Raw genomic sequence first — 19,542 nt, forward strand, 5'->3', positions numbered from 1 at the left:
CCTCGCCACGCCGGTGATGGCGGCTTCCGGCCATTCCCACGACGATTCCGCCCCGGCCGCCGGCAAGCTGACCCTCGACCATGGCCGGAAGTGGCAGACCGACGCCCCCTTGCGCCAGGGCATGGCCGCCATCGGCGACGGCCTGCGCGCCGCCCTCGGCCCGGTCCACGACAGGCGCTATTCTCCCGGCCAGTTCGACGCCCTGGCCGCTTCCATTCTCGGCCACATCGACGCCATCGCCCAGCAATGCAAGCTGCCCGAGGCGGTGGACGCGCAACTGCACATCGTGCTGGCCGACCTGATCTCGGCCACCGACGTGATGAAGGGCAAGGGCGGCGACCGCGCCACGGGGGTGGTGTCGGCGATGAAGGCGCTGGACCGCTATCAGGCCCATTTCGACCATCCCGGCTGGAAGCCGGTCGGCCACTGACGCAAGGCCAACAGATTCCGGCACGCTTCGACGATTGCTCCGGCGGGGGGGGATCACTATTGTAGCGATGCGGGAAGAATGAGGGCTCATACGTAGATGCGTCATCCGACGGTGACCCAGTCGGTCGAGGGTACGGACTGGAAGAAGATCAGGGTGCTGGTGTTCGGTCTGGACGACCAGTTCCGCTTCCTTGCCCGCCAGACGTTCCGCAAGCTGAACGTGCGCGAAGTGGTGTCCTTCGATCAGGTCGCCGATCTGGACAAACTGCTGGGCCAGGGCTTCGATATCCTGCTCATCGACCTCGCCACCCGGCCGGAGGAGGGGCTGCGGGTGCTGGAAGGCATTCGCCGCCCGCTCGGCAACCCCAACGAATCCCTGCCGGTGCTGGCGGTGGCGCCATCGACCATGAAGGATGCCCTCGACCGCGCCAGGGTGCTGGGCATCGAAGGCGTGGTGCCCAAGCCCATTTCCGGCCACGAGCTGGGCCACCGGGTGGGCGAGACCCTGGCCAAGCCGGTGCGCATGCCCCCGCCCGCCCAACTGGCCGAGGCGCCCAAGCGTAATTTCATCAAGGAGGCCGACCCGCTGCCCGAGCTTGCGGCCGGCGATGCCGGCCCGTCTCCGGCCGGGGGGGCAAATGCCCAGCCCGAAGCCATTCCCGAGGTGGCCGCCCTGATGGCGCGGCTCGAGGCGCGAACCGGCATTTCCGCCTCGCCCGCCGATCCGCGCCCGGCGCGCAACGGCCCCGTGGCCGCCCTGGACGGCGCGCCGAAGCCTCCGCCGTCTCCCGTTCCCGCTTCCGTTCCCGCTCCGGCGCCGACGCCGGCTTCCCCTCCGCCCGCCGCCCGCAATCCGTCCCCGGGGGGCGGCAAGGCCGGCTTCCCCTCGGCCGGTGCCGATGCTCCCGCCCGCCGACCCTCGGGGGGCAAGCTGTCGGACGAGGATCTGGCGCCGGTGCGCAAGCTGTCCGACGATCCCATCGAGGTGGCGGGCATCCGCCCCGATCCCGATGCCGAGGAGGCGCGGCGCCGCGCGGCCCGGCGCCGCAAGCAATGGGAAGAGGCCATGGCCCAGGCCGGCCACAAGGCGCGCAAGGGCCGCGACGTGGCGGCCCTGGACGTTTCCGCCGTGGTGGCCGAGCATGCCAAATGGCTGCAGAGCAAGGGGGCCGAGGGCAAGCGCGCCACCTTCACCGGCATGGATCTGGCCGGCGTCGATCTGTCGGGCGCCGTTCTCGCCAACGCCACCTTCCGCGAGGTGGACCTGTCGGATTCCTGCCTGGCCGAGGCGCGTCTCGACGGGTCGGATTTCCGCCACGCCACCCTGTCGGCCGCCAATCTGGGCGGGGCCAATCTCGGCGTGGCGGCCCTTCGCCATGCCAAGCTCGACCTCAGCAATCTGGAAGGCGCCGTGCTGCGCGGCACCGACCTGTCGGGCGCGTCGCTCACCGGATCGCGCACCGCCGGGGCCGATTTCAAGGGGGCCATCATGATGGGCGCCGACCTGCGCGACGCCGATCTGTCCCGGGCCGAGAACCTGACCCAGATGCAGATCGACAAGGCCATCTGCGACAAGGCGACCCGCCTGCCGCCCGGGCTTTTCCGTCCACTCGGGGAAGACGAGCGTCTGGTCTGAGTGAGCCCAGGCCAGGGCGCAAACTGCTATCAGTACAAACCCTGACTTGAAAACGCACCTTTTCGATACAAGATTGAGCTTACGAAGATACATTACTTTCGTATGTATCAGGAAAAGTCGGGAAAGGGTCGGGGGGCCTTGTCCGTAGGGTTCAATGCGGAGGCTCACCCATGATGCGGCTGACCGACATCAGGATTTCGGCCAAGATCGGCCTGTCGTTTCTTTTCCCGGTCATCCTGATCGTCGGGTTGGCGGCCTATGTCATCAGCGACAAGGCGCGGGTGGTGGCGGAAACCTCCACCCTGGCCGGCATCGCTCCGCTCACCGCCGACATCAGCGCCCTGGTGCACGAGGTGCAGAAGGAGCGTGGCGCCTCGGCCGTCTATCTCGGCAGCAAGGGCGAGAAATTCGGGGCCGAGCTCAAGGCCCAGCGCAAGCTGACCGACGAGGCGCGCGACAGGCTGGTCCGCTCCCTGGCCGGCGTGGACACCGCCGCCCTGGGCAAGAGCTTCCCGCCCAAGGTGGAGGCCGCCGTCAAGCGGCTGGACGCGCTGATCGCCACGCGGGGCGCCATCGACACCCTGGCCATCGAGGGGCGCGCCTCGCTGGGCAATTTCACCGAGACCATCCGCTTCCAGCTGGACGTGGTCAACCAGATCGCGCTGCTGTCCAGCGACGTGCGGGTGGGGCGCATGATCGGCGCCTATCTCAAGCTGATGGAAGGCAAGGAAAAGGCCGGCCAGGAGCGGGCCACCGCCGCCGGCGCCTTCGCGGCGGGCAAGTTCGAGCCCGACATCTATCGCCGCTTCGTCTCCATCGTCGCCGAGCAGCAGCTGTTCCTGGGCGAGTTCCAGACCAACGCCAATCCGGATCAGGCCGATTTCTTCCGCGCCACCCTGGACGACGAGGCGACCCGCACGGTGGAGCGCATGCGCAAGGTGGGGCTGGACAGCCCGGCCACCGGCACGGTGGGCGACGTCACCGGCCCCGCCTGGTTCGCCGCCTCCACCGCGCGCATCAACCTGCTGAAGAAGGTCGAGGACCGCATGGCCGCCGACGTCCAGGCCCTGGCCGCCCAGGTCAACGGCGACGCCAAGGGGGTTCTGATGACCACCATCCTGGGCGTCATCGCCGCCCTGGTCATCGCCCTGGCGGTGGCCTGGACGGTGGTGCGCCAGATGACCTCGGCCATCGGCTCGCTGGTCGCCACCATGGAGCGGCTGTCGGCCGACGATTTCTCGGTCAGCGTGGGCGGCGTCGAGCGCGGCGACGAGATGGGGGCCATGGCCCGCTCGGTGCAGGTCTTCAAGGACGCCATGATGAGGGGCCACGATCTGGCCGAGAAGCAGCTGGCCGAGGCCCATCAGCGCGAACTGCGCGGCCAGGCCATCGAGACGCTGGTCAACCGCTTTCAGGGTTCGGCCGAACGCATGGTCGAGGCGGTCTCCGCCGCCGCCCACCGGCTGCAGGGCACCGCCGCCTCCATGAGCGCGGCGGCCAGCGACACCAACAGCCGCGCCACCGTGGTGGCCGGCGCCACCGAATTGGCCTCGGCCAATGTCCAGACCGTGGCCGCCGCCGCCGAGGAGCTGACCTCCTCCATCCAGGAGATCGGCCGTCAGGTTCACCGCTCCGCCGAGATTTCCGGCAATGCCGTGGCGGAAGCCGGCGAGGCCCAGGGCACCGTCACCGGGCTGGCCACCATGGTCGGCAAGATCGGCGAGGTGGTGACCCTGATCAACGACATCGCGTCGCAGACCAACCTGCTGGCCTTGAACGCCACCATCGAGGCGGCCCGCGCCGGCGAGGCGGGGAAAGGGTTCGCCGTCGTGGCCGGCGAGGTGAAGAACCTCGCCAACCAGACGGCCAGGGCCACCGGCGAGATCGGCCAGCAGATCGCCTCGGTGCAGCAGCAGACCGAGAAGGTGGTGCAGGCCATCGGCGACATCGTCGCCATCATCCGCGAGGTGGGCGAGATCACGTCGGGCATCGCCAGCGCGGTGGAGGAGCAGAGCGCCGCCACCCAGGAGATCGCGCGCAGCGTCGAGCAGGCCGCCGCCGGCACCGCCGAGGTTTCGGCCAATGTGGGCGGGGTTCAGGACGCCGCCGGCCGCACCGGCGCCGCCGCCGCCGAGGTTCTGGACGCATCGAAGGCCATGGGTGACGAGGCGGTGCGCCTCAAGACCACCATCGACGGCTTCCTGGGCGACATCCGGGCGGTGTAGGGGGGTATGCCGTCCGCCGAAAGAACCGCTCTTCCTGTCATCCCGAGCTTTGGCGAGGGATCTCTCACGCCATGGCGGCAGCCGCTTGCGGCTGAAAGATTCTTCCTCCCTGCGGTCGTCAGGATGACTGGCCGGTTCAAATGACGGAGGGCATTACGCCGCGTCCTCGCTGTCCAGCGCGTAGCCGGCGGCGCGTACCGTGCGGATGATGTCGGCCTCGGTGTCGCAGTTCAGCGCCTTCCTCAGGCGGCGGATGTGGACGTCCACGGTGCGCGGCTCCACATAGATGTCCGGTCCCCAGACGGCGTCCAGCAATTCCTCGCGCGAGAACACGGTGCCGGGGTGCTGCAGGAAGAATTGCAGCAGGCGGAATTCGGTGGGGCCGAGATGGATGGGCTTGGCGCCCCGCGTCACCCGGTGGGCGGCCAGGTCCATGGTGATGTCGCCCCAGCTGATCTGGCCCTTCTGGCTGACCGGCTGGGCGCGGCGCAAGAGCGCCCGGACGCGGGCCATCAGCTCGGGCAGCGAGAACGGCTTGGTCAGGTAATCGTCGGCGCCGGTGTTCAGCCCCCGGATCTTGTCGCCCTCCTCGCCCCGGGCGGTCAGCATGATGATGGGCAGTTCGCGGGTGGCGGGCTTGCGGCGGATCTGGCGGCAGACCTCGATCCCCGACAGCGAGGGCAGCATCCAGTCCAGCAGCACCAGATCGGGCTTGCGCTCGGCCAGCACGGTGAGCGCCTCCTCGCCGTCGCCGGCCTCGGCGACGCGGTAGCCTTCCTTCTCCAGGTTGTAGCGCAGCATGGTGGCCAGCGCCGCTTCGTCCTCGACGACCAGAACCAGGGGCTTGGAGGGATTGGCACTATCGCGGGCGGTCATTCCGGGGCTCCGAGGGAAACGCCCTTGGGCCGGTCACCCTTGGGCTGGGTGCCGAGAATCTGGAAGTGCAGGGTTTCGGCGATGTTGGTGGCGTGGTCGCCGATGCGTTCCATGTTCTTGGCGATGAACAAGAGGTGGGTCGAGGCGGTGATGGTGCCGGGATCTTCGGTCATCTGGGCGATCAGGTCACGGAAGACCGTATTGTAATGGGAATCCACGTCCTCGTCGCGTCCCCAGACGCCGATGGCCTTTTGAAGGTCCTTGTCCACATAGGCGTCCAGGATGTCCTTCAGCAGGGTCAGGACCAGTTCGCCCAGGCGGACCACGCCGGCGGTCTTGGGGGTGGGGGCAAGCTGGTTGAGCACCAGGGTGCGCTTGGCCAGATTGGCGGCGTAGTCGCCGATGCGCTCGATCTCGCCCGAGATGTTCAGCGCCGCCACGATGTGGCGCAGATCGCCGGCCATGGGCTGGCGCAGGGCCAGCAGGCGCACGGCGAAGGAATCCACCTCGTGGTCCAACTCGTCGATGCGGCAATCGTTGTCGATCACCCGCTGGGCCAGCTCGTCGTCGCGCCGGGAAAGGGATTGCAGCGCCGCGCCCAGCTGGGCCTCGGCCAGCCCGCCCATGCGGGCGATCATGCCGGACAGGTGGGCCAGTTCGTCGTCGTAGGACTTGACCGTGTGATCCGCCATGTCAACCGAACCTGCCCGTGATGTAGCCCTGGGTCAGCGGCTCCTTGGGATTGGTGAAGATCTCCTCGGTGCCGCCCACCTCGATCAGCTTGCCCAGGTGGAAGAAGGCGGTGCGCTGCGACACGCGGGCCGCCTGCTGCATGGAATGGGTGACGATGACGATGGTGAAGTTGTCGCGCAGTTCGTCGATCAGCTCCTCCACCTTGGCGGTGGCGATGGGGTCCAGCGCCGAGCAGGGCTCGTCCATCAGGATCACCTCGGGCTGCACCGCGATGGCGCGGGCGATGCACAGGCGCTGCTGCTGGCCGCCCGACAGGCCGGTGCCGGATTCCGACAGGCGGCTTTCCACCTCGGCCAGCAGGCCGGCCTTTTCCAGGCTGTTCATGACGATCTCGTCCAGCTCGGCCTGGTCGCGGGCCAGGCCGTGGATGCGCGGCCCATAGGCCACGTTGTCGTAGATGGATTTGGGGAACGGGTTGGGCTTCTGGAACACCATGCCGACCCGGGCGCGCAGTTGCACCACGTCCAGCGAGCGGTCGTAGACGTCGCTGCCGTCCAGCGTCAGCGTGCCGCTGACCCGGGCGCCGTCCACCATGTCGTTCATGCGGTTGATGCAGCGCAGGAAGGTGGACTTGCCGCATCCCGAGGGGCCGATCAGCGCGGTGACCTCGCCGGCCGGGATGTCCAGGTCGATGTCGTGCAGCGCATGCTTGTCGCCGTAATGGACGTTGAGGCCGCGCGCCGAAATCTTGAAGGTGCCGCGGGGAATGAACTGGTTCATGGGTCTACCACCGACGTTCGAATTTCTTACGGAGCCAGATGGCCCCCAGGTTCATCAGGGACAGGAAGGCCAGCAGGACGATGATCGCCGCCGAGGTCTTCTCGACGAAGCCGCGTTCGGGGCTGTCCGACCACAGATAGACCTGCACCGGCAGCACCGCCGCCGGGTCCAGCGGCCCGGCCGGCACGTCGACGATGAAGGCCACCATGCCGATCATCAGCAAGGGCGCGGTCTCGCCCAGGGCGTGGGCCATGCCGAGGATGGTGCCGGTCAGCATGCCGGGCATGGCCAGCGGCAGGACGTGGTCGGTGACGGTCTGCAGCTTGGAGGCGCCGAGCCCCATGGCGGCCTGGCGGATGGACGGCGGCACGGCCTTAAGGGCGGCGCGGCCGGCGATGATGATGGTGGGCAGGCTGATCAGGGCCAGCACCAGGCCGCCCACCAGCGGCGCCGAGCGGGGCAGGCCGAAGGTGTTGAGGAAGATGGCGAGGCCCAAGAGGCCGAACACCACCGAGGGCACCGCCGCCAGATTGTTGATGTTGACCTCGATCAGGGCGGTCCACCGGTTCTTGGGCGCGAATTCCTCGAGATAGACGGCGGTGGCCACGCCGATGGGGAAGCAGATCAGCAAGGTGATGGTCAGCGAGAAGGCCGAGCCCACGATGGCGCCCAAGAGGCCGGCCAGTTCCGGCTCGCGCGAGTCGCCCGAGGTGAACAGGCGGGTGTTGAACTTGCTGGCCAGGACGCCGTCGGCCTCCAGCTTGTCCATCCAGGCCAGCTGGCGTTCGGAAAGGCGCAGCCCTTCGACACCCGCCTTGCGCGGCATGATGCCCTTGAGGGCCATGTCCACGTCCGACGAGGCGATCAGCCAGACCGGCTGGGCCGTGCCGATCAGGGCGGGGTTTTCCTTCACCATGGCGCGCAGCACGTCGCCGGCGCCGTTGGACAGCAGGGCGTTCAGCTCGCGCTTTTCCGCCCGTCCGGTGACCTCGGGGAAGCGGGCGGCCATGGCGGCCTTGATCACGCCGTTGAAATCGGCGGCATTGAGCGAGTCGGGGTCGCGCCTGTCGCCGATGTCCATGATCGCCGGGTCGAAGCTGACCTCCAGCAGGATGCGGGCCTGGATCAGGGCGCCGAACCCGTTGGACAGGATGTTGAACAGCAAGGTGGCGAGGAAGCCGACCGAGATGACCACGGCGCCGATGCCGATGGCGCGGAAGCGGCGCTCGGCGGCATGGCGGCTCGCCAGGCGCTTGGTGATCACGTCCGTGCGGGCGGTGGCGGCGGTGGCAGTGGAGGTTTCGGCCATGTCAGTCGTACTTCTCGCGGTATTTGTTGACGATGTGCAGCGCGATGACGTTCAGCGTCAGGGTGACGCAGAACAGGACCAGGCCCAGGGCGAAGGCGGCCAGGGTCTTGGGACTGTCGAATTCCTGGTCGCCCACCAGCAGGGTGACGATCTGCACGGTGACGGTGGTCACGGCGGCGAAGGGATTGGCGGTGAGGTTGGCGGCCATGCCGGCGGCCATCACCACGATCATGGTCTCGCCGATGGCGCGCGACGCGGCCAGCAGCACGCCGCCGATGATGCCGGGAAGGGCGGCGGGCAGCACCACCTGGACGATGGTCTCCGACCGGGTGGCGCCCAGGCCGAAGGCGCCCTCGCGCAAGGACTGGGGCACGGCGGTGATGACGTCGTCGGACAGCGACGAGACGAAGGGGATGATCATGATGCCCATGACCAGCCCGGCGGCGAGCGCGCTTTCCGCCTCGATGCCCAGGCCCAGCTTGGCCCCCACGCCCCTGAGGAAGGGCGAGATGGTCAGCACGGCGAAGAAGCCGTAGACCACGGTGGGGATGCCGGCCAGGATCTCCAGCAGCGGCTTGGCGACGGCACGGAAGCGCGGCTGGGCGTATTCCGACATGTAGATGGCCGACAGCAGGCCCAGCGGCACCGCCACTGCCAGCGCGATGGCGCTGATCAGCAGGGTGCCGGTGAACAGCGGCACGGCGCCGAAGGCTCCCGAGCTGCCCACCTGGTCCTCGCGGATGGCCATCTGCGGGCTCCACTCGGTGCCGAACAGGAAGGTATGCAGCGGCACGTGCTCGAAGAACCGCAGGGATTCGAAGATCAGCGACAGCACGATGCCGATGGTGGTGAGGATGGCCACCGTCGAGCAGGCGATCAGCGCATGCCCCACCACCCGTTCGACCGCGTTGCGCATGCGGGCCTCCGGGCGGATGCGCGAACGGCCCCAGGTGAGCCCGGCCACCGCCACGGCGGCACTGAGCGCCGCCAGCAGCCAGTTGCCGCTGGCGGACAGCGAGGAATAGTGCCGCGCCGCCTCGGCCACCGCCTCGGAACTGGGCCGGGCGCCGTGCAGGGCCACGTTGCGCACCTCGTTGATCACCAGGGCCAGGCGCTGGGACGACAGGTCGCGCAGTTCGGCGGGCAGGGCCGACACCGTCAGGGCGCGGACGACCTGGGGTTCGAGCACCATCCAGGCGGAGAGCAGGATCAGCGCGGGCAGGCCGCACCACAGCGCCACGTAGTATCCGTGATAGCGGGGCAGCGAATGGAGCGCCACGCCGTCGGCCGAAACCGCCCGGGCCTTGCCACGGCCCAGATGGTAGGCGAAGGAGGCGAGGCCCAGCAGGACCAGGGTAAGGAGGATGGTGGGCATGGATTGGACCGGAACCGGGGATGAGGAAAGGAAAGGGGGGAGCCTTCCGGCTCCCCCCGCTTGGATCACATCTTCAGGTCGTCGAGGGCGGCGCCCTTGGCGGCCCATTCCTTGCGCTCGGCGTCCGGCATGGGGATCAGGCCCTTGTCGGCCAGGTAGCCGCTCTTGCCCCAGGCCTTCTCCGAGGAGAATTCGCCGACGAATTCCTTGATGCCGGGGATCTGACCCACATGGGTCTTCTTGACGTAGAAGTACAGCGGACGCGACACGGTGTACTTGCCGCTGGCGATGTTCTCGAAGGTCGGCTGGTTGCCCTCGATGGTGGCGCCCTGGACCTTGTCGCCGTTCTGGTCGAGGAAGGAATAGCCGAAGATGCCGAAGATGGCGGTGTTGGCTTCCAGCTTCTGGACGATCAGGTTGTCGTTCTCGCCCGCCTCGACGTAGCCGCCGTCCTCGCGGATGGCGCTGTAGGCCTTCTGGAAGGCCTTGGCGTCGGCCTTCTTCAGTTCGACCAGTTCGGGGAACTTCTCGGCGCCGGTCTCCATGACCAGCTCGACGAAGGCGTCACGGGTGCCCGAGGTGGGCGGCGGACCCAGCACGACGATCTTGGCGTCGGGGAGCGACGGGTCGATCTGGTTCCACTTCTGGTAGGGATTGGGCACCAGCTTGCCGCCCTGGGGCACGTCCTTGGCCAGCGCCAGGAAGATCTGCTGACGAGTCAGGTTGATGGGCTTGGCCTTCTTGGACGAGGCCAGCACGATGCCGTCATAGCCGATCTTCATCTCGGCGATGGCGGTAACGCCGTTCTTGCCGCAGAACTCGACCTCGGAGGCCTTGATGCGGCGCGACGAATTGGTGATGTCCGGGAAGTCCGGGCCGACGCCCGAGCAGAACAGGCGCAGGCCGCCACCCGACCCGGTGCTCTCGACCACCGGGGTCTTGAACTTGCCACCCTTGCCGAAGGCTTCGGCCACGGCGGTGGAGAACGGGTAGACGGTGGACGAACCGACGATGCGGATCTGATCGCGGGCATGGGCGGCGCCGGTGGTGGCGATGGCGGCCAGGGCGACAGCGGCGACGGCCAGGGTCTTGGTGGACATGGAACCTCCAAAGGGAGTGCAACGGGAGTGGGAAGGCAGGCTCCCACGGCCGGCATCCTATCGGCGCTGTGTTACAGTCCCGGGACACAAGCGTTAAGGTTTTGTGACAGGAATATTAATTGCGTAGAATCAATGGGGTAATGGCTGAAAGCAGGCGATCGAGGGCCTCCTCCACGCTCCACCCGGCCAGGTTTCCATAGCCCAGAATCAGTCCCGGCGCCCCTTTTATGACACGGTGGAAGCCCAGCGGGGCGGGGGCCAGGCCGTGGGCATGGGCCGCCCGGGCCGCTTCATCCTCGTCGCAGCCCTCGGGCAGGTGGAGAATGGCGTGCAGTCCGGCCTCGCCGGCGGTGACCGGCAGGTCCGGCCCCAGGATGCGGGTCGCCGCCTCCAGCAACTGGAGCCGCCGCCGGCCGTACAGGGCGCGCATGCGCCGCAGATGGGCGCCGAAATGCCCTTCCGTCATGAAGGCGGCCATGGCCGCCTGGGTCAGTCCGGCCGGCGCCATGTCGGCGGTGCGCCGCGCCGCCACGAAGGCGGGCAGCAGCGAGGGCGGCACCACCAGCCAGCCCAGGCGCAGGCCGGGAAACATGCTCTTGGAGAAGGTGCCGAGATACAGCGTGCGCCCCTGGCGGTCGAGACCCTGCAGCGAGGCGGTGGGGGCGCCGGCGTGGTGGAAGTCGCTGTCGTAATCGTCCTCGATGATCCAGCCGCCCTGTCTCGCCGCCCAGTCGATCAGGGCGAGGCGGCGGGCCAGCGGCATGGTGGCGCCGGTGGGGAACTGGTGGGACGGCGTGACGCAGGCCAGCCGGGCATCCGGGCAGAGACCTTCGGCCAGGGCGGGGTCGAAGCCGTCCCGGTCCACCGGCACCGCCACGGCCTTGGCCCCGGCGGCGCGCAGCACACCGGACAGGCCGCCATAGCAGGGATCTTCCACCAGCACCCTTTCCCCCGGTTCCACCAGCACGCGGGCGATCAGGTCCAGCGCCTGCTGCGAGCCGCCCACCACCATGATCTGGTCGGGGGTACAGCGCACCGCCCGGGTGCGGCCCACATGCTCGGCGATGGCCCGGCGCAGCGGCGGGTGGCCCAGGGGATCGATGCCGCACATCAGTTCCACCGGCGGCCGCCGCCACAGCCGCCCCAGCACGCGCCGCCACTCGGCATGGGGAAAGGCGGCGAGGTCGGGCACGCCGGGGGCGAGAGGGCGGGTGGGGTCGCGCACCATCAGCATGGGCGGGGTGGCGCTCCAGGCGGCGATTCTGGCGCCCGACGGCGGTGGCGGTCCGGCCGGAGGGGACACGAGCGCGCCCACCGGCCCCTGACGGGCGGCGACGCGGGTCGCCGATCCCCGCCGCCCCTCGGTGAAGCCATCGGCGGCCAACTGGTCGTAGGCGGCCAGCACGGTGTTGCGCGCCACCCCCAATCGCGCCGCCAGGGCGCGCGACGAGGGCAGGGCGGCGCCGTCCCCCAGCCGCCCGTCCAGGATGGCTTCCCGCAGGGCGAGGTAGAGGCGGCGGTGCAGGGGCAGCCCGCCGTCTTCGGCGGGCAGGGCGAGGGTGAGGGACATGACGGCCTCGGCAAGTGGCTCCTTCATTATAAAAGAAGTGGACCTTTCAAGGGAACCACTTGGGAGGCAAGAATGACCGCGACCTGTCATCCCGAGGCATCGCCGAGGGATCTTTCAGCCAGAAGCGTTGGGGGGATTTCCTGAAAGATCCTTCGCGGCGCTCAGGATGACAAATTGAGGAGAACCCGCCATGCTTGCCACTACCGAACGCACCACCCTCCGCCAGCGGCCCCAGCGGGGCAGCCATGATCCCCGGCTGATCGCGGCCATTCTCGACGAGGCGCTGACCTGCACCATCGCCTTCGTCGAAGAAGGTCGACCGGTCGGTATACCTACCACCCACTGGCGCATGGGCGATCGGGTGCTGTTCCACGGGGGCGTGGGCTCGCGGCTGGGCAAGGTGATGGCGGCCGGCGCCGAACTGTGCGTCACCGTCACCCTGGTGGACGGTCTGGTGCTGGCCCGTTCGGCCTTTCACCATTCCATGAATTACCGGTCGGTCATGGTGTTCGGCCGGGCGGAGGAGGTCACCGACCCGGTGGAAAAGGAGGCGGCCTTCGCCGCCCTGATCGAGAAGCTGGCGCCGGGGCGCTCTGTCCAGGTCCGTCCGCCCACCGACAAGGAACTGGCGGCAACCCGCCTGCTGGCCCTGCCCATCGCCGAGGGCTCGGCCAAGCTGCGCTCCGGCCCGCCGGTGGACGACGAGGCCGACATGTCCTGGCCGGTCTGGGCGGGCGTGGTGCCGGTGACGGTGGTCAAGGGCGAGCCCATTGCCGATGGGGAGGTTTCGGGCGCATCCTGAGCCGCAAAGGAGGGCCGCCCATGGAACCACGCATCAGTCTGATCACCCTGGGCGTCGCCGATCTGGAGCGGGCGCGGGCCTTCTACGAAGGCCTGGGCTGGCGGCGCAAGGTGGTGGCGGCCCAGGGCGTCGCCTTCTACCAGATGGGCGGCATGGCGCTGTCGCTCTATCCCCGCCAGGAGCTGGCCGCCGACGCCCGCCTGCCCGCCGAGGGCAGCGGCTTTGCCGGCTTCGCCCTGGCCTACAACACACGGACCCGCGACGAGGTGGACCGGGTGCTGGCCGAAGCGGTGAATGCGGGCGCGACGCTGCTCAAACCCGCCGAGGAGGCGTTCTGGGGCGGCTATTCCGGCTATTTCGCCGATCCCGATGGCTTCGCCTGGGAAGTGGCGTGGAATCCCGGTTTCGGTCTGGATGAAGAGGGGAGGCTGACGTTGCCCGACTAGCGACGCAGCGCCGCGATATTAGCAGCATAATCCTTGGTCTTGAACACTGCCGAGCCGGCGACCAGGACGTTGGCGCCGGCCGCCACCACGCGGTGGGCGTTGTCGGCGGTGACGCCGCCGTCCACTTCCAGGTCGATGGGCCGGGTGCCGATCATCTTCCTGATGCGGGCGATCTTTTCCAGCTGGGCCTCGATGAAGCTCTGGCCGCCGAAGCCGGGATTGACGCTCATCACCAGGACGAGGTCGAGCTTGTCCAGCACGTATTCGATGACGTTCTCGGGCGTCGAGGGGTTGAGCGACACGCCCGCCTTCTTGCCGAGCGAGCGGATCAGCTGCAGCGAGCGGTCCAGATGCACGTCGGCCTCGGCGTGGACCACGATGATGTCGGCCCCGGCCTTGGCGTAGTCCTCGATATAGGGCTGGGCCGGGTCGATCATCAGGTGGACGTCGAAGACCTTGGTGGTATAGGGCCGGATGGCCTTGATGATGGCCGGGCCGAAGGTGAGGTTGGGGACGAAATGGCCGTCCATGACGTCGATGTGGACCCAGTCGCATCCGGCCTCGTCGATGGCCTTGACCTCTTCGCCCAGGCGGGCGAAATCGGCGGACAGGATGGAGGGCGCGATCTTGACGGTCATGGGGATGGGTCCAGTCCTTGGAAATCGTCATGGCCGGGCTTGACCCGGCCATCCATGGACCCCCGGGTCAAGCCCGGGGGTGACGATATAGAGGGTTCTCAGTTCACCTTGGGAGCCAGGGCGCCCTTGGCGTACAGCGCGCTCATGTCTTCCAGGCCGATCACCTTGATCTTCGAGGCCTGGCCGGCGGTGCCGAAGGCCTGGTAGCGAGCCTTGCAGACCTCGACCATGGCGGCGATGGAGGGCTTCAGGTAGTCGCGGGGATCGAACTTCTTGGGGTTGTCGTGGAAGTACTTGCGGATGGTGCCGGTGACGGCCAGACGCAGGTCGGTGTCGATGTTGATCTTGCGCACGCCGTGCTTGATGCCCTCGACGATTTCCTCGACCGGCACGCCGTAGGTCTCGCCCAGCGCGCCGCCGTACTCGTTGACGATCTTCAGGAGGTCCTGCGGTACCGAGGAGGAGCCGTGCATCACCAGATGGGTGTTGGGGATGCGGGCGTGGATTTCCTTGATGCGCTTGATGGCCAGCACCTCGCCGGTCGGCGGACGGGTGAACTTGTAGGCGCCGTGGCTGGTGCCGATGGCGATGGCCAGCGCGTCCACCTGGGTCTGCTTGACGAATTCGGCGGCCTCGTCCGGGTCGGTCAGCAGCTGGGAATGGTCCAGCTTGCCCTCGGCGCCGATGCCGTCTTCCTTGCCGGCGGTGCCGGTTTCCAGCGAGCCCAGGCAGCCCAGCTCACCCTCGACCGAGACGCCGCAGGCGTGCGCGATGTCCACCACCTGCTTGGTGACGGCGACGTTGTAGTCCCAGTCGGCGGGGGTCTTGCCGTCTTCACGCAAGCTTCCGTCCATCATCACCGACGAGAAGCCCGACTGGATGGCGCGCACGTTGACCGCCGGGCTGGTGCCGTGGTCCTGGTGCATGCAGACCGGAATCTGGGGATAGGCTTCGATGGCGGCCAGGATCAGGTGGCGCAGGAAGGGTTCGCCGGCATACTTGCGCGCACCCGCCGAGGCCTGGAGGATGACCGGCGAATCGGTGGCCGAGGCGGCCTCCATGATCGCCTTGACCTGCTCCATGTTGTTCACGTTGAAGGCGGGAATGCCGTAGCTGTTCTCGGCCGCGTGGTCGAGGAGCTGGCGCATCGAAACGAGGGACATCTTACTTCATCTCCTTCCTGGCGTTCCTGGGCCCGCTTCTTACAGGCGGGCCAGCGCGGCCTCAGCCACCTTGGCGGCGGTGATGCCGAAATGCTCGTAAAGCTTCTCGGCGGGGGCCGAGGCTCCGAAGCCGTTCATGCCGATGACGGCGCCGTTCTCGCCGGTCCAGCGCTCCCACCCGAAGGTGCCCAGCGCCTCGACGGCGACCCGCACGGTACCCTCACCCAGCACCGAAGAACGATACTCCTTCGGCTGGCGTTCGAACAGTTCCCAGCAGGGCATGGACACCACGGCCGCCGCGATGCCCTTGTCGGCCAGCAGCTTCTGCGCCTCGATCGCCAGGGAGACTTCCGAGCCGGTGGCGATCAGGGTCACCTGGCGCTTGCCCTTGGCGTCAGAAATCACATACGCGCCCTTGGCGGTCAGGTTCTCGTCGGTGTGGGTGGTGCGGAGCGTCGGCAGGTTCTGGCGCGACAGGGCGAAGACGCTGGGGCCGGTGGCGTTTTCCAGGGCGGCCTCGTAGGCCTCCATGGTCTCCACCGGATCGGCGGGGCGGAACACCAGCACGTTGGGGGTGGCGCGCAGCGCCGCCAGGGTCTCGATGGGCTGGTGGGTGGGGCCGTCCTCGCCCAGGCCGATGGAATCGTGGGTCAGCACGTAGAGCACCCGCTGGTCCATCATGGCGCTCATGCGCAGCGCCGGCCACAGGTAGTTGGCGAAGATCAGGAAGGTGCCGCCATAGGGGATGAAGCCGCCGTGGAGCGACAGGCCGTTCATGATCGCCGCCATGCCGTGCTCGCGCACGCCGTAATGGATGTAGCGGCCCGAGAAGTCGCGGGCCGACACCGGCTTGGTGGCCTTGGTGATGGTGAGGTTGGAGTGGGTGAGGTCGGCCGAGCCGCCGATCATCTCGGGGATCACCGGGGTCAGGGCTTCCAGCACTTCCTGGCCGGCCTTGCGGGTGGCCCATTTGGGGGCGTCGGCCGAGACCTTCTGCTTGAAGGCCGAGACCGCCTGCTTCCAGGCCTCGGGCAGCTGGCCGGCATTGGTGCGCAGGAACTCGGCCTTGCCGGCATAGGCGTCGAGGCGCTTCTCCCACTCGGCGCGGGCGCTGGCGCCCCTGGTGCCGGCGGCGCGCCAGGCGCTCAGGACATCGGCGGGAATCTCGAAGGGCGCATGGGGCCAGTCCAGCTTGGCGCGCGCCCCGGCGATCTCCTCGGCGCCCAGGGGGGCGCCATGGGTCTTCTCGCTGCCCGCCTTGGTGGGGGCGCCGTAGCCGATGGTGGTCTTGCAGGCGATCAGGCTGGGCTGGCCGGACTTTTGCGCCGCCGCGATGGCGGTGGCGATGGCTTCCGGGTCGTGGCCGTCGACGCGGCAGACGTCCCAGTTGGAGGCCTGGAAGCGGGCCAGCTGGTCGTCGGAGGTGGAGACCGAGGTGTCGCCGTCGATGCAGATGTGGTTGTCGTCCCACAGCACGATCAGCTTGGCGAGGTTCCACACCCCGGCCAGCGAGATGGCCTCCTGGCTGATGCCTTCCATCAGGCAGCCGTCGCCGGCGATGACGTAGGTGAAGTGATCGACGATGCCGTCGCCGTGCCGCGCGGCGGCCAGCTTCTCGGCCAGGGCGAAGCCCACGGCGTTGGCGATGCCCTGGCCCAGCGGGCCGGTGGTGGTCTCGGCGATGGCGACGTGACCGAATTCCGGATGGCCGGCGGTGCGGTAGCCCAGCTGGCGGAAGTTCCTGATCTGCTCGATGTCGGACAGGTCCTCGAAGCCGGTGAGGTGGCCCAGCGCGTAAAGCAGCATGGAGCCGTGGCCGGCCGACAGGATGAAGCGGTCGCGGTCGGCCCATTTGGGGGCCTTGGCGTCGTATTTCAGGAAGCGGGTGAACAGCACGGTCGCCACGTCGGCCATGCCCATGGGCATGCCGGGATGGCCGGACTTGGCCTTCTCGATGGCGTCCATGGTCAGGAAGCGGATGGCATTGGCCATAGCGGCGTGGGTGGTCATCGAGGAGTCCTTAAGGAGAGTGAAGGTTCAAGTCAGGCGCGGCGGTGCCACGAGGTCAGCATCTGGCGCGGCCCGGCGGCCCCGCCGATCATCAGGGTCTGGGTCTTCTCGAGCTGGCGCGAGCGTTCGACGCCTTCGAGCAGCAGGCCGGTGGTGATGCCGGTGGCGCAGAACATCACGTCCTCGGAGCGCACCATCTCGTCCAGCTGGTACCAGCGGGTGAGGTCCATGCCGGCCTCTTCCACGGCGGCGGCCTCGGTGGCCAGCTGGGGGTCGATGCGGCCCAGGAACTCGCCGCCCATGGCGCGGATCGCCACCGCCGACAGCAGGCCTTCCGGCGTGCCGCCGGTACCCATCAGGGCGTCGATGCCGGATTCGGGAATGGCGGCCATCAGGGCGCCGGCCACGTCGCCCGCCGGGTACAGCGCGACGCGCGCTCCGGCATTGTGGATGGCGTTGACCAGCGCCTTGTGGCGCGGCTTTTCGATGACGTAGACGGTCATGTCCTCGACCGGCTTGTTCAGGGCGGCGGACAACTGCTTCAGGCGCTCGGCCACCGGGGCCTGGGGGTCGATCCGGCCCTTGGCGGCGGGCGGCGCGGCCAGCTTTTCCATGTAGCGGGCGGGGCCAGGGTCGAACAGGGCGCCGTGGGGGGCCATGGCCACCACCGCCATGGCGTTGGTCATGCCCTTGGCCAGGAACGAGGTGCCCTCCAGCGGGTCCACCACCAGATCCCAGGCGGGGGTGCCGCCCTCCGGTCCGAAGCGCTGCCCGTGATAGAGCATGGCGATCTCGTCCTTGGGCCCTTCGCCCATCAGCATCCGGGCGTCCAGGTCCAGGCCCTGCAGCTCGGCCTGCATGGCGGACACCGCGGCGTCGTCGGCCAGGGCCTTGTCGCCCCGTCCGATCCAGGCATAGGCGGCCCGCGCCGCCGCCTCGGTGGCGCGGCGCAGCTCGTAGACTCCGACGCTGCCGGTCTGTCGCTGTTCGGTCATCGGCCGTTTCCAATTTCCGGTGAGGTGTTTTGGCCGATAGTGGGGGGCCGGGTCAAGCGAAGGAACACCCGTTCGGATCGATCCGCAAGATTCTTGTGGATAGGTGCCGTGCCACCCGGATGGAGGGGCGGGGAAATCCGATCCGACCTTTCCTGTCATCCCGAGCGAAGTCGAGGGATCTCGGTCTGGGATATTGGTGCCAATCCTGAATCATCGCGCCAGGATGAGAGGTCGTCGGGATGACAGGCCTCTTTAACAGGCTGCGGAATAACTCGCCTGCCACTCCATTTACCCGTCACCCCCGCGAAGGCGGGGGTCCATGTTGACACAATTTGGCGGCATCGACACAAGATGCAGTTGGCTGATGCATGGATTCCCTAAGCTCACGATCGAAGTGCAACACCCGCTATAATGGGTGCTGCGATGGGACAACGATACAATCAGCTCAGTCTGGATGAGCGGTGCGAGATTTACCGTCTGCATGCAGACGGTAAATCTCGGCGAGCCATTGCCCGGGCCTTGGGCCGGGCGGCGTCAACAATCAGCCGAGAGCTGGAGCGCAACAGTGGCGCCCAAGTCGGCTACAAGGTGGATTGGGCGATGATCCAGGCCCGCGCCCGGCGGCGGCGCAAGCTTTACAAACTGGAGCGCTCGAGCGCGCTCAGGAAACTGACCTTGGACGGCCTTGCGATGGGATGGTCCCCGGAGCAGATCGCCGGGCGGCTCGAGCTTGAGCAAGGTAGGCCGGTGATCAGCCACGAGTCAATTTACCGCTACATCTACTGGCGCGTGAACAGCCACAAGGACTATCTGCACCGGCTGCTGCCGCGCGCCAAGTTTCAGCGTGGCTGGCGTGGCCGCAAGGGCGGCAGCTCGGTGCATTTCATTCCCCAGCGAGTGCCGGTAGCCGAGCGTCCCGCCGAGGTCGCCGACCGGCGCCAGACCGGCCACTGGGAAGCCGATCTGATGCTGTTCTCCCGCTATCGCCAAGCCGTCCTGGTGGCGCACGAACGTAGCTCGCGCCTGCTTCTGCTCCGGCATCACCTCAGCAAAGCCGCCGAGCCAATCGCCGACAGCCTGACCGCCATGCTGCGGCGATTTCCTGCCGAGCAGCGCCGCACCATCACCTTCGATAACGGCTCTGAATTCGCGGCCCATCGCCGCCTGAAGACAAGGCTTCGCATGAAAACCTATTTCTGCGATCCCCATAGCCCCTGGCAGAAGGGCGGCGTCGAGAACGCCATCGGGCGAATGCGGCGGGGACTGCCGCGAAAAACAGATCTCGCGGCAGTTTCCCAGGCCGATCTGGACGACCTGGCCATGGACTACAACCTCACCCCGCGAAAGTGCCTCGGATATCGAACTCCGCTTGAGGCTTTCCTCGGAAAAGCCATCGATCTCGGTGTTGCACTTGAAATGTGAGTCCATCTTCCCGCTTTCGCGGGAATGACGACGTTTTGGGACGAGTTTTTCCGCACCCTGTTAAATGCCGGGG

17 protein-coding genes are annotated in these 19,542 nt (G+C 67.9%); 6 read left to right on the plus strand and 11 right to left on the minus strand.

What is annotated here, in order from left to right:
- The 3 genes from ACV4UZ_RS03420 to ACV4UZ_RS03430 form a co-directional block, all read left to right on the plus strand.
- Positions 1 to 430, plus strand: a 430-nt coding sequence (locus tag ACV4UZ_RS03420; RefSeq protein ID WP_491599541.1) for a hypothetical protein, incomplete at its 5' end; no start/stop codon positions are given.
- 96 nt (positions 431 to 526) lie between these two features.
- Positions 527 to 2,065 carry a pentapeptide repeat-containing protein gene (locus tag ACV4UZ_RS03425; RefSeq protein WP_491599542.1) on the plus strand — a complete coding sequence of 513 codons (1,539 nt, stop codon included), beginning with the start codon at positions 527 to 529 and terminating at the stop codon, positions 2,063 to 2,065.
- 170 nt (positions 2,066 to 2,235) lie between these two features.
- Positions 2,236 to 4,290: a methyl-accepting chemotaxis protein gene (locus ACV4UZ_RS03430; protein ID WP_491599543.1), complete on the plus strand. Its 2,055-nt coding sequence runs from the start codon at positions 2,236 to 2,238 to the stop codon at positions 4,288 to 4,290.
- A 153-nt stretch (positions 4,291 to 4,443) separates the two neighbouring features.
- Here the strand turns inward: ACV4UZ_RS03430 and phoB are convergent, their stop codons facing one another.
- The 7 genes from phoB to pdxR all read right to left on the minus strand — a co-directional run bounded on the left by phoB (position 4,444) and on the right by pdxR (position 11,993).
- The gene (phoB, locus tag ACV4UZ_RS03435; RefSeq protein WP_491599544.1) at positions 4,444 to 5,166 is read right to left on the minus strand and encodes a phosphate regulon transcriptional regulator PhoB; all 723 of its coding nucleotides are present in this window, start codon (positions 5,164 to 5,166) and stop codon (positions 4,444 to 4,446) included.
- Positions 5,163 to 5,858, minus strand: coding sequence for a phosphate signaling complex protein PhoU (phoU, locus tag ACV4UZ_RS03440; protein WP_491599545.1), 696 nt, complete (start codon positions 5,856 to 5,858; stop codon positions 5,163 to 5,165). The genes phoB and phoU overlap by 4 nt, the downstream gene beginning before the upstream one ends.
- A 1-nt stretch (position 5,859) precedes the next feature.
- The gene (pstB, locus tag ACV4UZ_RS03445; protein WP_491599546.1) at positions 5,860 to 6,639 is read right to left on the minus strand and encodes a phosphate ABC transporter ATP-binding protein PstB; all 780 of its coding nucleotides are present in this window, start codon (positions 6,637 to 6,639) and stop codon (positions 5,860 to 5,862) included.
- 4 nt (positions 6,640 to 6,643) lie between these two features.
- Entirely contained in the window at positions 6,644 to 7,948 is a 1,305-nt protein-coding gene (gene pstA / locus ACV4UZ_RS03450; protein ID WP_491599547.1) for a phosphate ABC transporter permease PstA, read from the minus strand.
- Between the two features lies 1 nt (position 7,949).
- A complete protein-coding gene (pstC, locus tag ACV4UZ_RS03455; RefSeq protein ID WP_491599548.1) occupies positions 7,950 to 9,323 on the minus strand; it encodes a phosphate ABC transporter permease subunit PstC in 1,374 nt (457 codons plus the stop codon).
- Positions 9,324 to 9,388: 65 nt separating this feature from the next.
- Positions 9,389 to 10,423, minus strand: coding sequence for a PstS family phosphate ABC transporter substrate-binding protein (locus ACV4UZ_RS03460; protein WP_491599549.1), 1,035 nt, complete (start codon positions 10,421 to 10,423; stop codon positions 9,389 to 9,391).
- A gap of 115 nt (positions 10,424 to 10,538) precedes the next feature.
- Complete coding sequence (gene pdxR, locus ACV4UZ_RS03465; protein ID WP_491599550.1) at positions 10,539 to 11,993, minus strand: MocR-like pyridoxine biosynthesis transcription factor PdxR; 1,455 nt, start codon at positions 11,991 to 11,993, stop codon at positions 10,539 to 10,541.
- A 190-nt stretch (positions 11,994 to 12,183) separates the two neighbouring features.
- Here pdxR and ACV4UZ_RS03470 point away from each other — a divergent pair, with 190 nt between their 5' ends.
- Positions 12,184 to 12,795, plus strand: a complete 612-nt coding sequence (locus tag ACV4UZ_RS03470) for a pyridoxamine 5'-phosphate oxidase family protein (RefSeq protein WP_491599551.1) — start codon at positions 12,184 to 12,186, stop codon at positions 12,793 to 12,795.
- 20 nt (positions 12,796 to 12,815) lie between these two features.
- Complete coding sequence (locus ACV4UZ_RS03475; protein ID WP_491599552.1) at positions 12,816 to 13,241, plus strand: VOC family protein; 426 nt, start codon at positions 12,816 to 12,818, stop codon at positions 13,239 to 13,241.
- Here ACV4UZ_RS03475 and rpe read toward each other — a convergent pair.
- The 4 genes from rpe to glpX all read right to left on the minus strand — a co-directional run bounded on the left by rpe (position 13,238) and on the right by glpX (position 18,047).
- On the minus strand, positions 13,238 to 13,879 hold the full coding sequence (gene rpe, locus ACV4UZ_RS03480) for a ribulose-phosphate 3-epimerase (RefSeq protein WP_491599553.1): 642 nt from the start codon (positions 13,877 to 13,879) through the stop codon (positions 13,238 to 13,240). The genes ACV4UZ_RS03475 and rpe overlap by 4 nt on opposite strands.
- A gap of 98 nt (positions 13,880 to 13,977) precedes the next feature.
- Positions 13,978 to 15,042 carry a class II fructose-bisphosphate aldolase gene (gene fba / locus ACV4UZ_RS03485; RefSeq protein WP_491599554.1) on the minus strand — a complete coding sequence of 355 codons (1,065 nt, stop codon included), beginning with the start codon at positions 15,040 to 15,042 and terminating at the stop codon, positions 13,978 to 13,980.
- A gap of 39 nt (positions 15,043 to 15,081) precedes the next feature.
- The gene (gene tkt / locus ACV4UZ_RS03490) at positions 15,082 to 17,052 is read right to left on the minus strand and encodes a transketolase (RefSeq protein ID WP_491599555.1); all 1,971 of its coding nucleotides are present in this window, start codon (positions 17,050 to 17,052) and stop codon (positions 15,082 to 15,084) included.
- Between the two features lie 32 nt (positions 17,053 to 17,084).
- Positions 17,085 to 18,047 (minus strand): class II fructose-bisphosphatase, encoded by a 963-nt coding sequence (glpX, locus tag ACV4UZ_RS03495; protein WP_491599556.1) that lies wholly within the window; start codon positions 18,045 to 18,047, stop codon positions 17,085 to 17,087.
- A gap of 423 nt (positions 18,048 to 18,470) precedes the next feature.
- Between glpX and ACV4UZ_RS03500 the strand changes: the two genes are divergently transcribed.
- Positions 18,471 to 19,469, plus strand: coding sequence for an IS30 family transposase (locus ACV4UZ_RS03500; RefSeq protein ID WP_491599564.1), 999 nt, complete (start codon positions 18,471 to 18,473; stop codon positions 19,467 to 19,469).
- The last annotated feature ends 73 nt before the right edge of the window (positions 19,470 to 19,542 follow it).

The sequence above is a fragment of the Paramagnetospirillum sp. genome (assembly GCF_058402745.1).

Coding starts and splice junctions, on each gene's coding strand:
- pstB (WP_491599546.1), bottom strand. CDS start 6,639: ATGAACCAGTTCATTCCCCGCGGCACCTTCAAGATTTCGGCGCGCGGC.
- pstA (WP_491599547.1), bottom strand. CDS start 7,948: ATGGCCGAAACCTCCACTGCCACCGCCGCCACCGCCCGCACGGACGTG.
- phoU (WP_491599545.1), bottom strand. CDS start 5,858: ATGGCGGATCACACGGTCAAGTCCTACGACGACGAACTGGCCCACCTG.
- fba (WP_491599554.1), bottom strand. CDS start 15,042: ATGTCCCTCGTTTCGATGCGCCAGCTCCTCGACCACGCGGCCGAGAAC.
- ACV4UZ_RS03460 (WP_491599549.1), bottom strand. CDS start 10,423: ATGTCCACCAAGACCCTGGCCGTCGCCGCTGTCGCCCTGGCCGCCATC.
- ACV4UZ_RS03500 (WP_491599564.1), top strand. CDS start 18,471: ATGGGACAACGATACAATCAGCTCAGTCTGGATGAGCGGTGCGAGATT.
- ACV4UZ_RS03470 (WP_491599551.1), top strand. CDS start 12,184: ATGCTTGCCACTACCGAACGCACCACCCTCCGCCAGCGGCCCCAGCGG.
- ACV4UZ_RS03430 (WP_491599543.1), top strand. CDS start 2,236: ATGATGCGGCTGACCGACATCAGGATTTCGGCCAAGATCGGCCTGTCG.
- pdxR (WP_491599550.1), bottom strand. CDS start 11,993: ATGTCCCTCACCCTCGCCCTGCCCGCCGAAGACGGCGGGCTGCCCCTG.
- rpe (WP_491599553.1), bottom strand. CDS start 13,879: ATGACCGTCAAGATCGCGCCCTCCATCCTGTCCGCCGATTTCGCCCGC.
- phoB (WP_491599544.1), bottom strand. CDS start 5,166: ATGACCGCCCGCGATAGTGCCAATCCCTCCAAGCCCCTGGTTCTGGTC.
- ACV4UZ_RS03475 (WP_491599552.1), top strand. CDS start 12,816: ATGGAACCACGCATCAGTCTGATCACCCTGGGCGTCGCCGATCTGGAG.
- tkt (WP_491599555.1), bottom strand. CDS start 17,052: ATGACCACCCACGCCGCTATGGCCAATGCCATCCGCTTCCTGACCATG.
- glpX (WP_491599556.1), bottom strand. CDS start 18,047: ATGACCGAACAGCGACAGACCGGCAGCGTCGGAGTCTACGAGCTGCGC.
- pstC (WP_491599548.1), bottom strand. CDS start 9,323: ATGCCCACCATCCTCCTTACCCTGGTCCTGCTGGGCCTCGCCTCCTTC.
- ACV4UZ_RS03425 (WP_491599542.1), top strand. CDS start 527: ATGCGTCATCCGACGGTGACCCAGTCGGTCGAGGGTACGGACTGGAAG.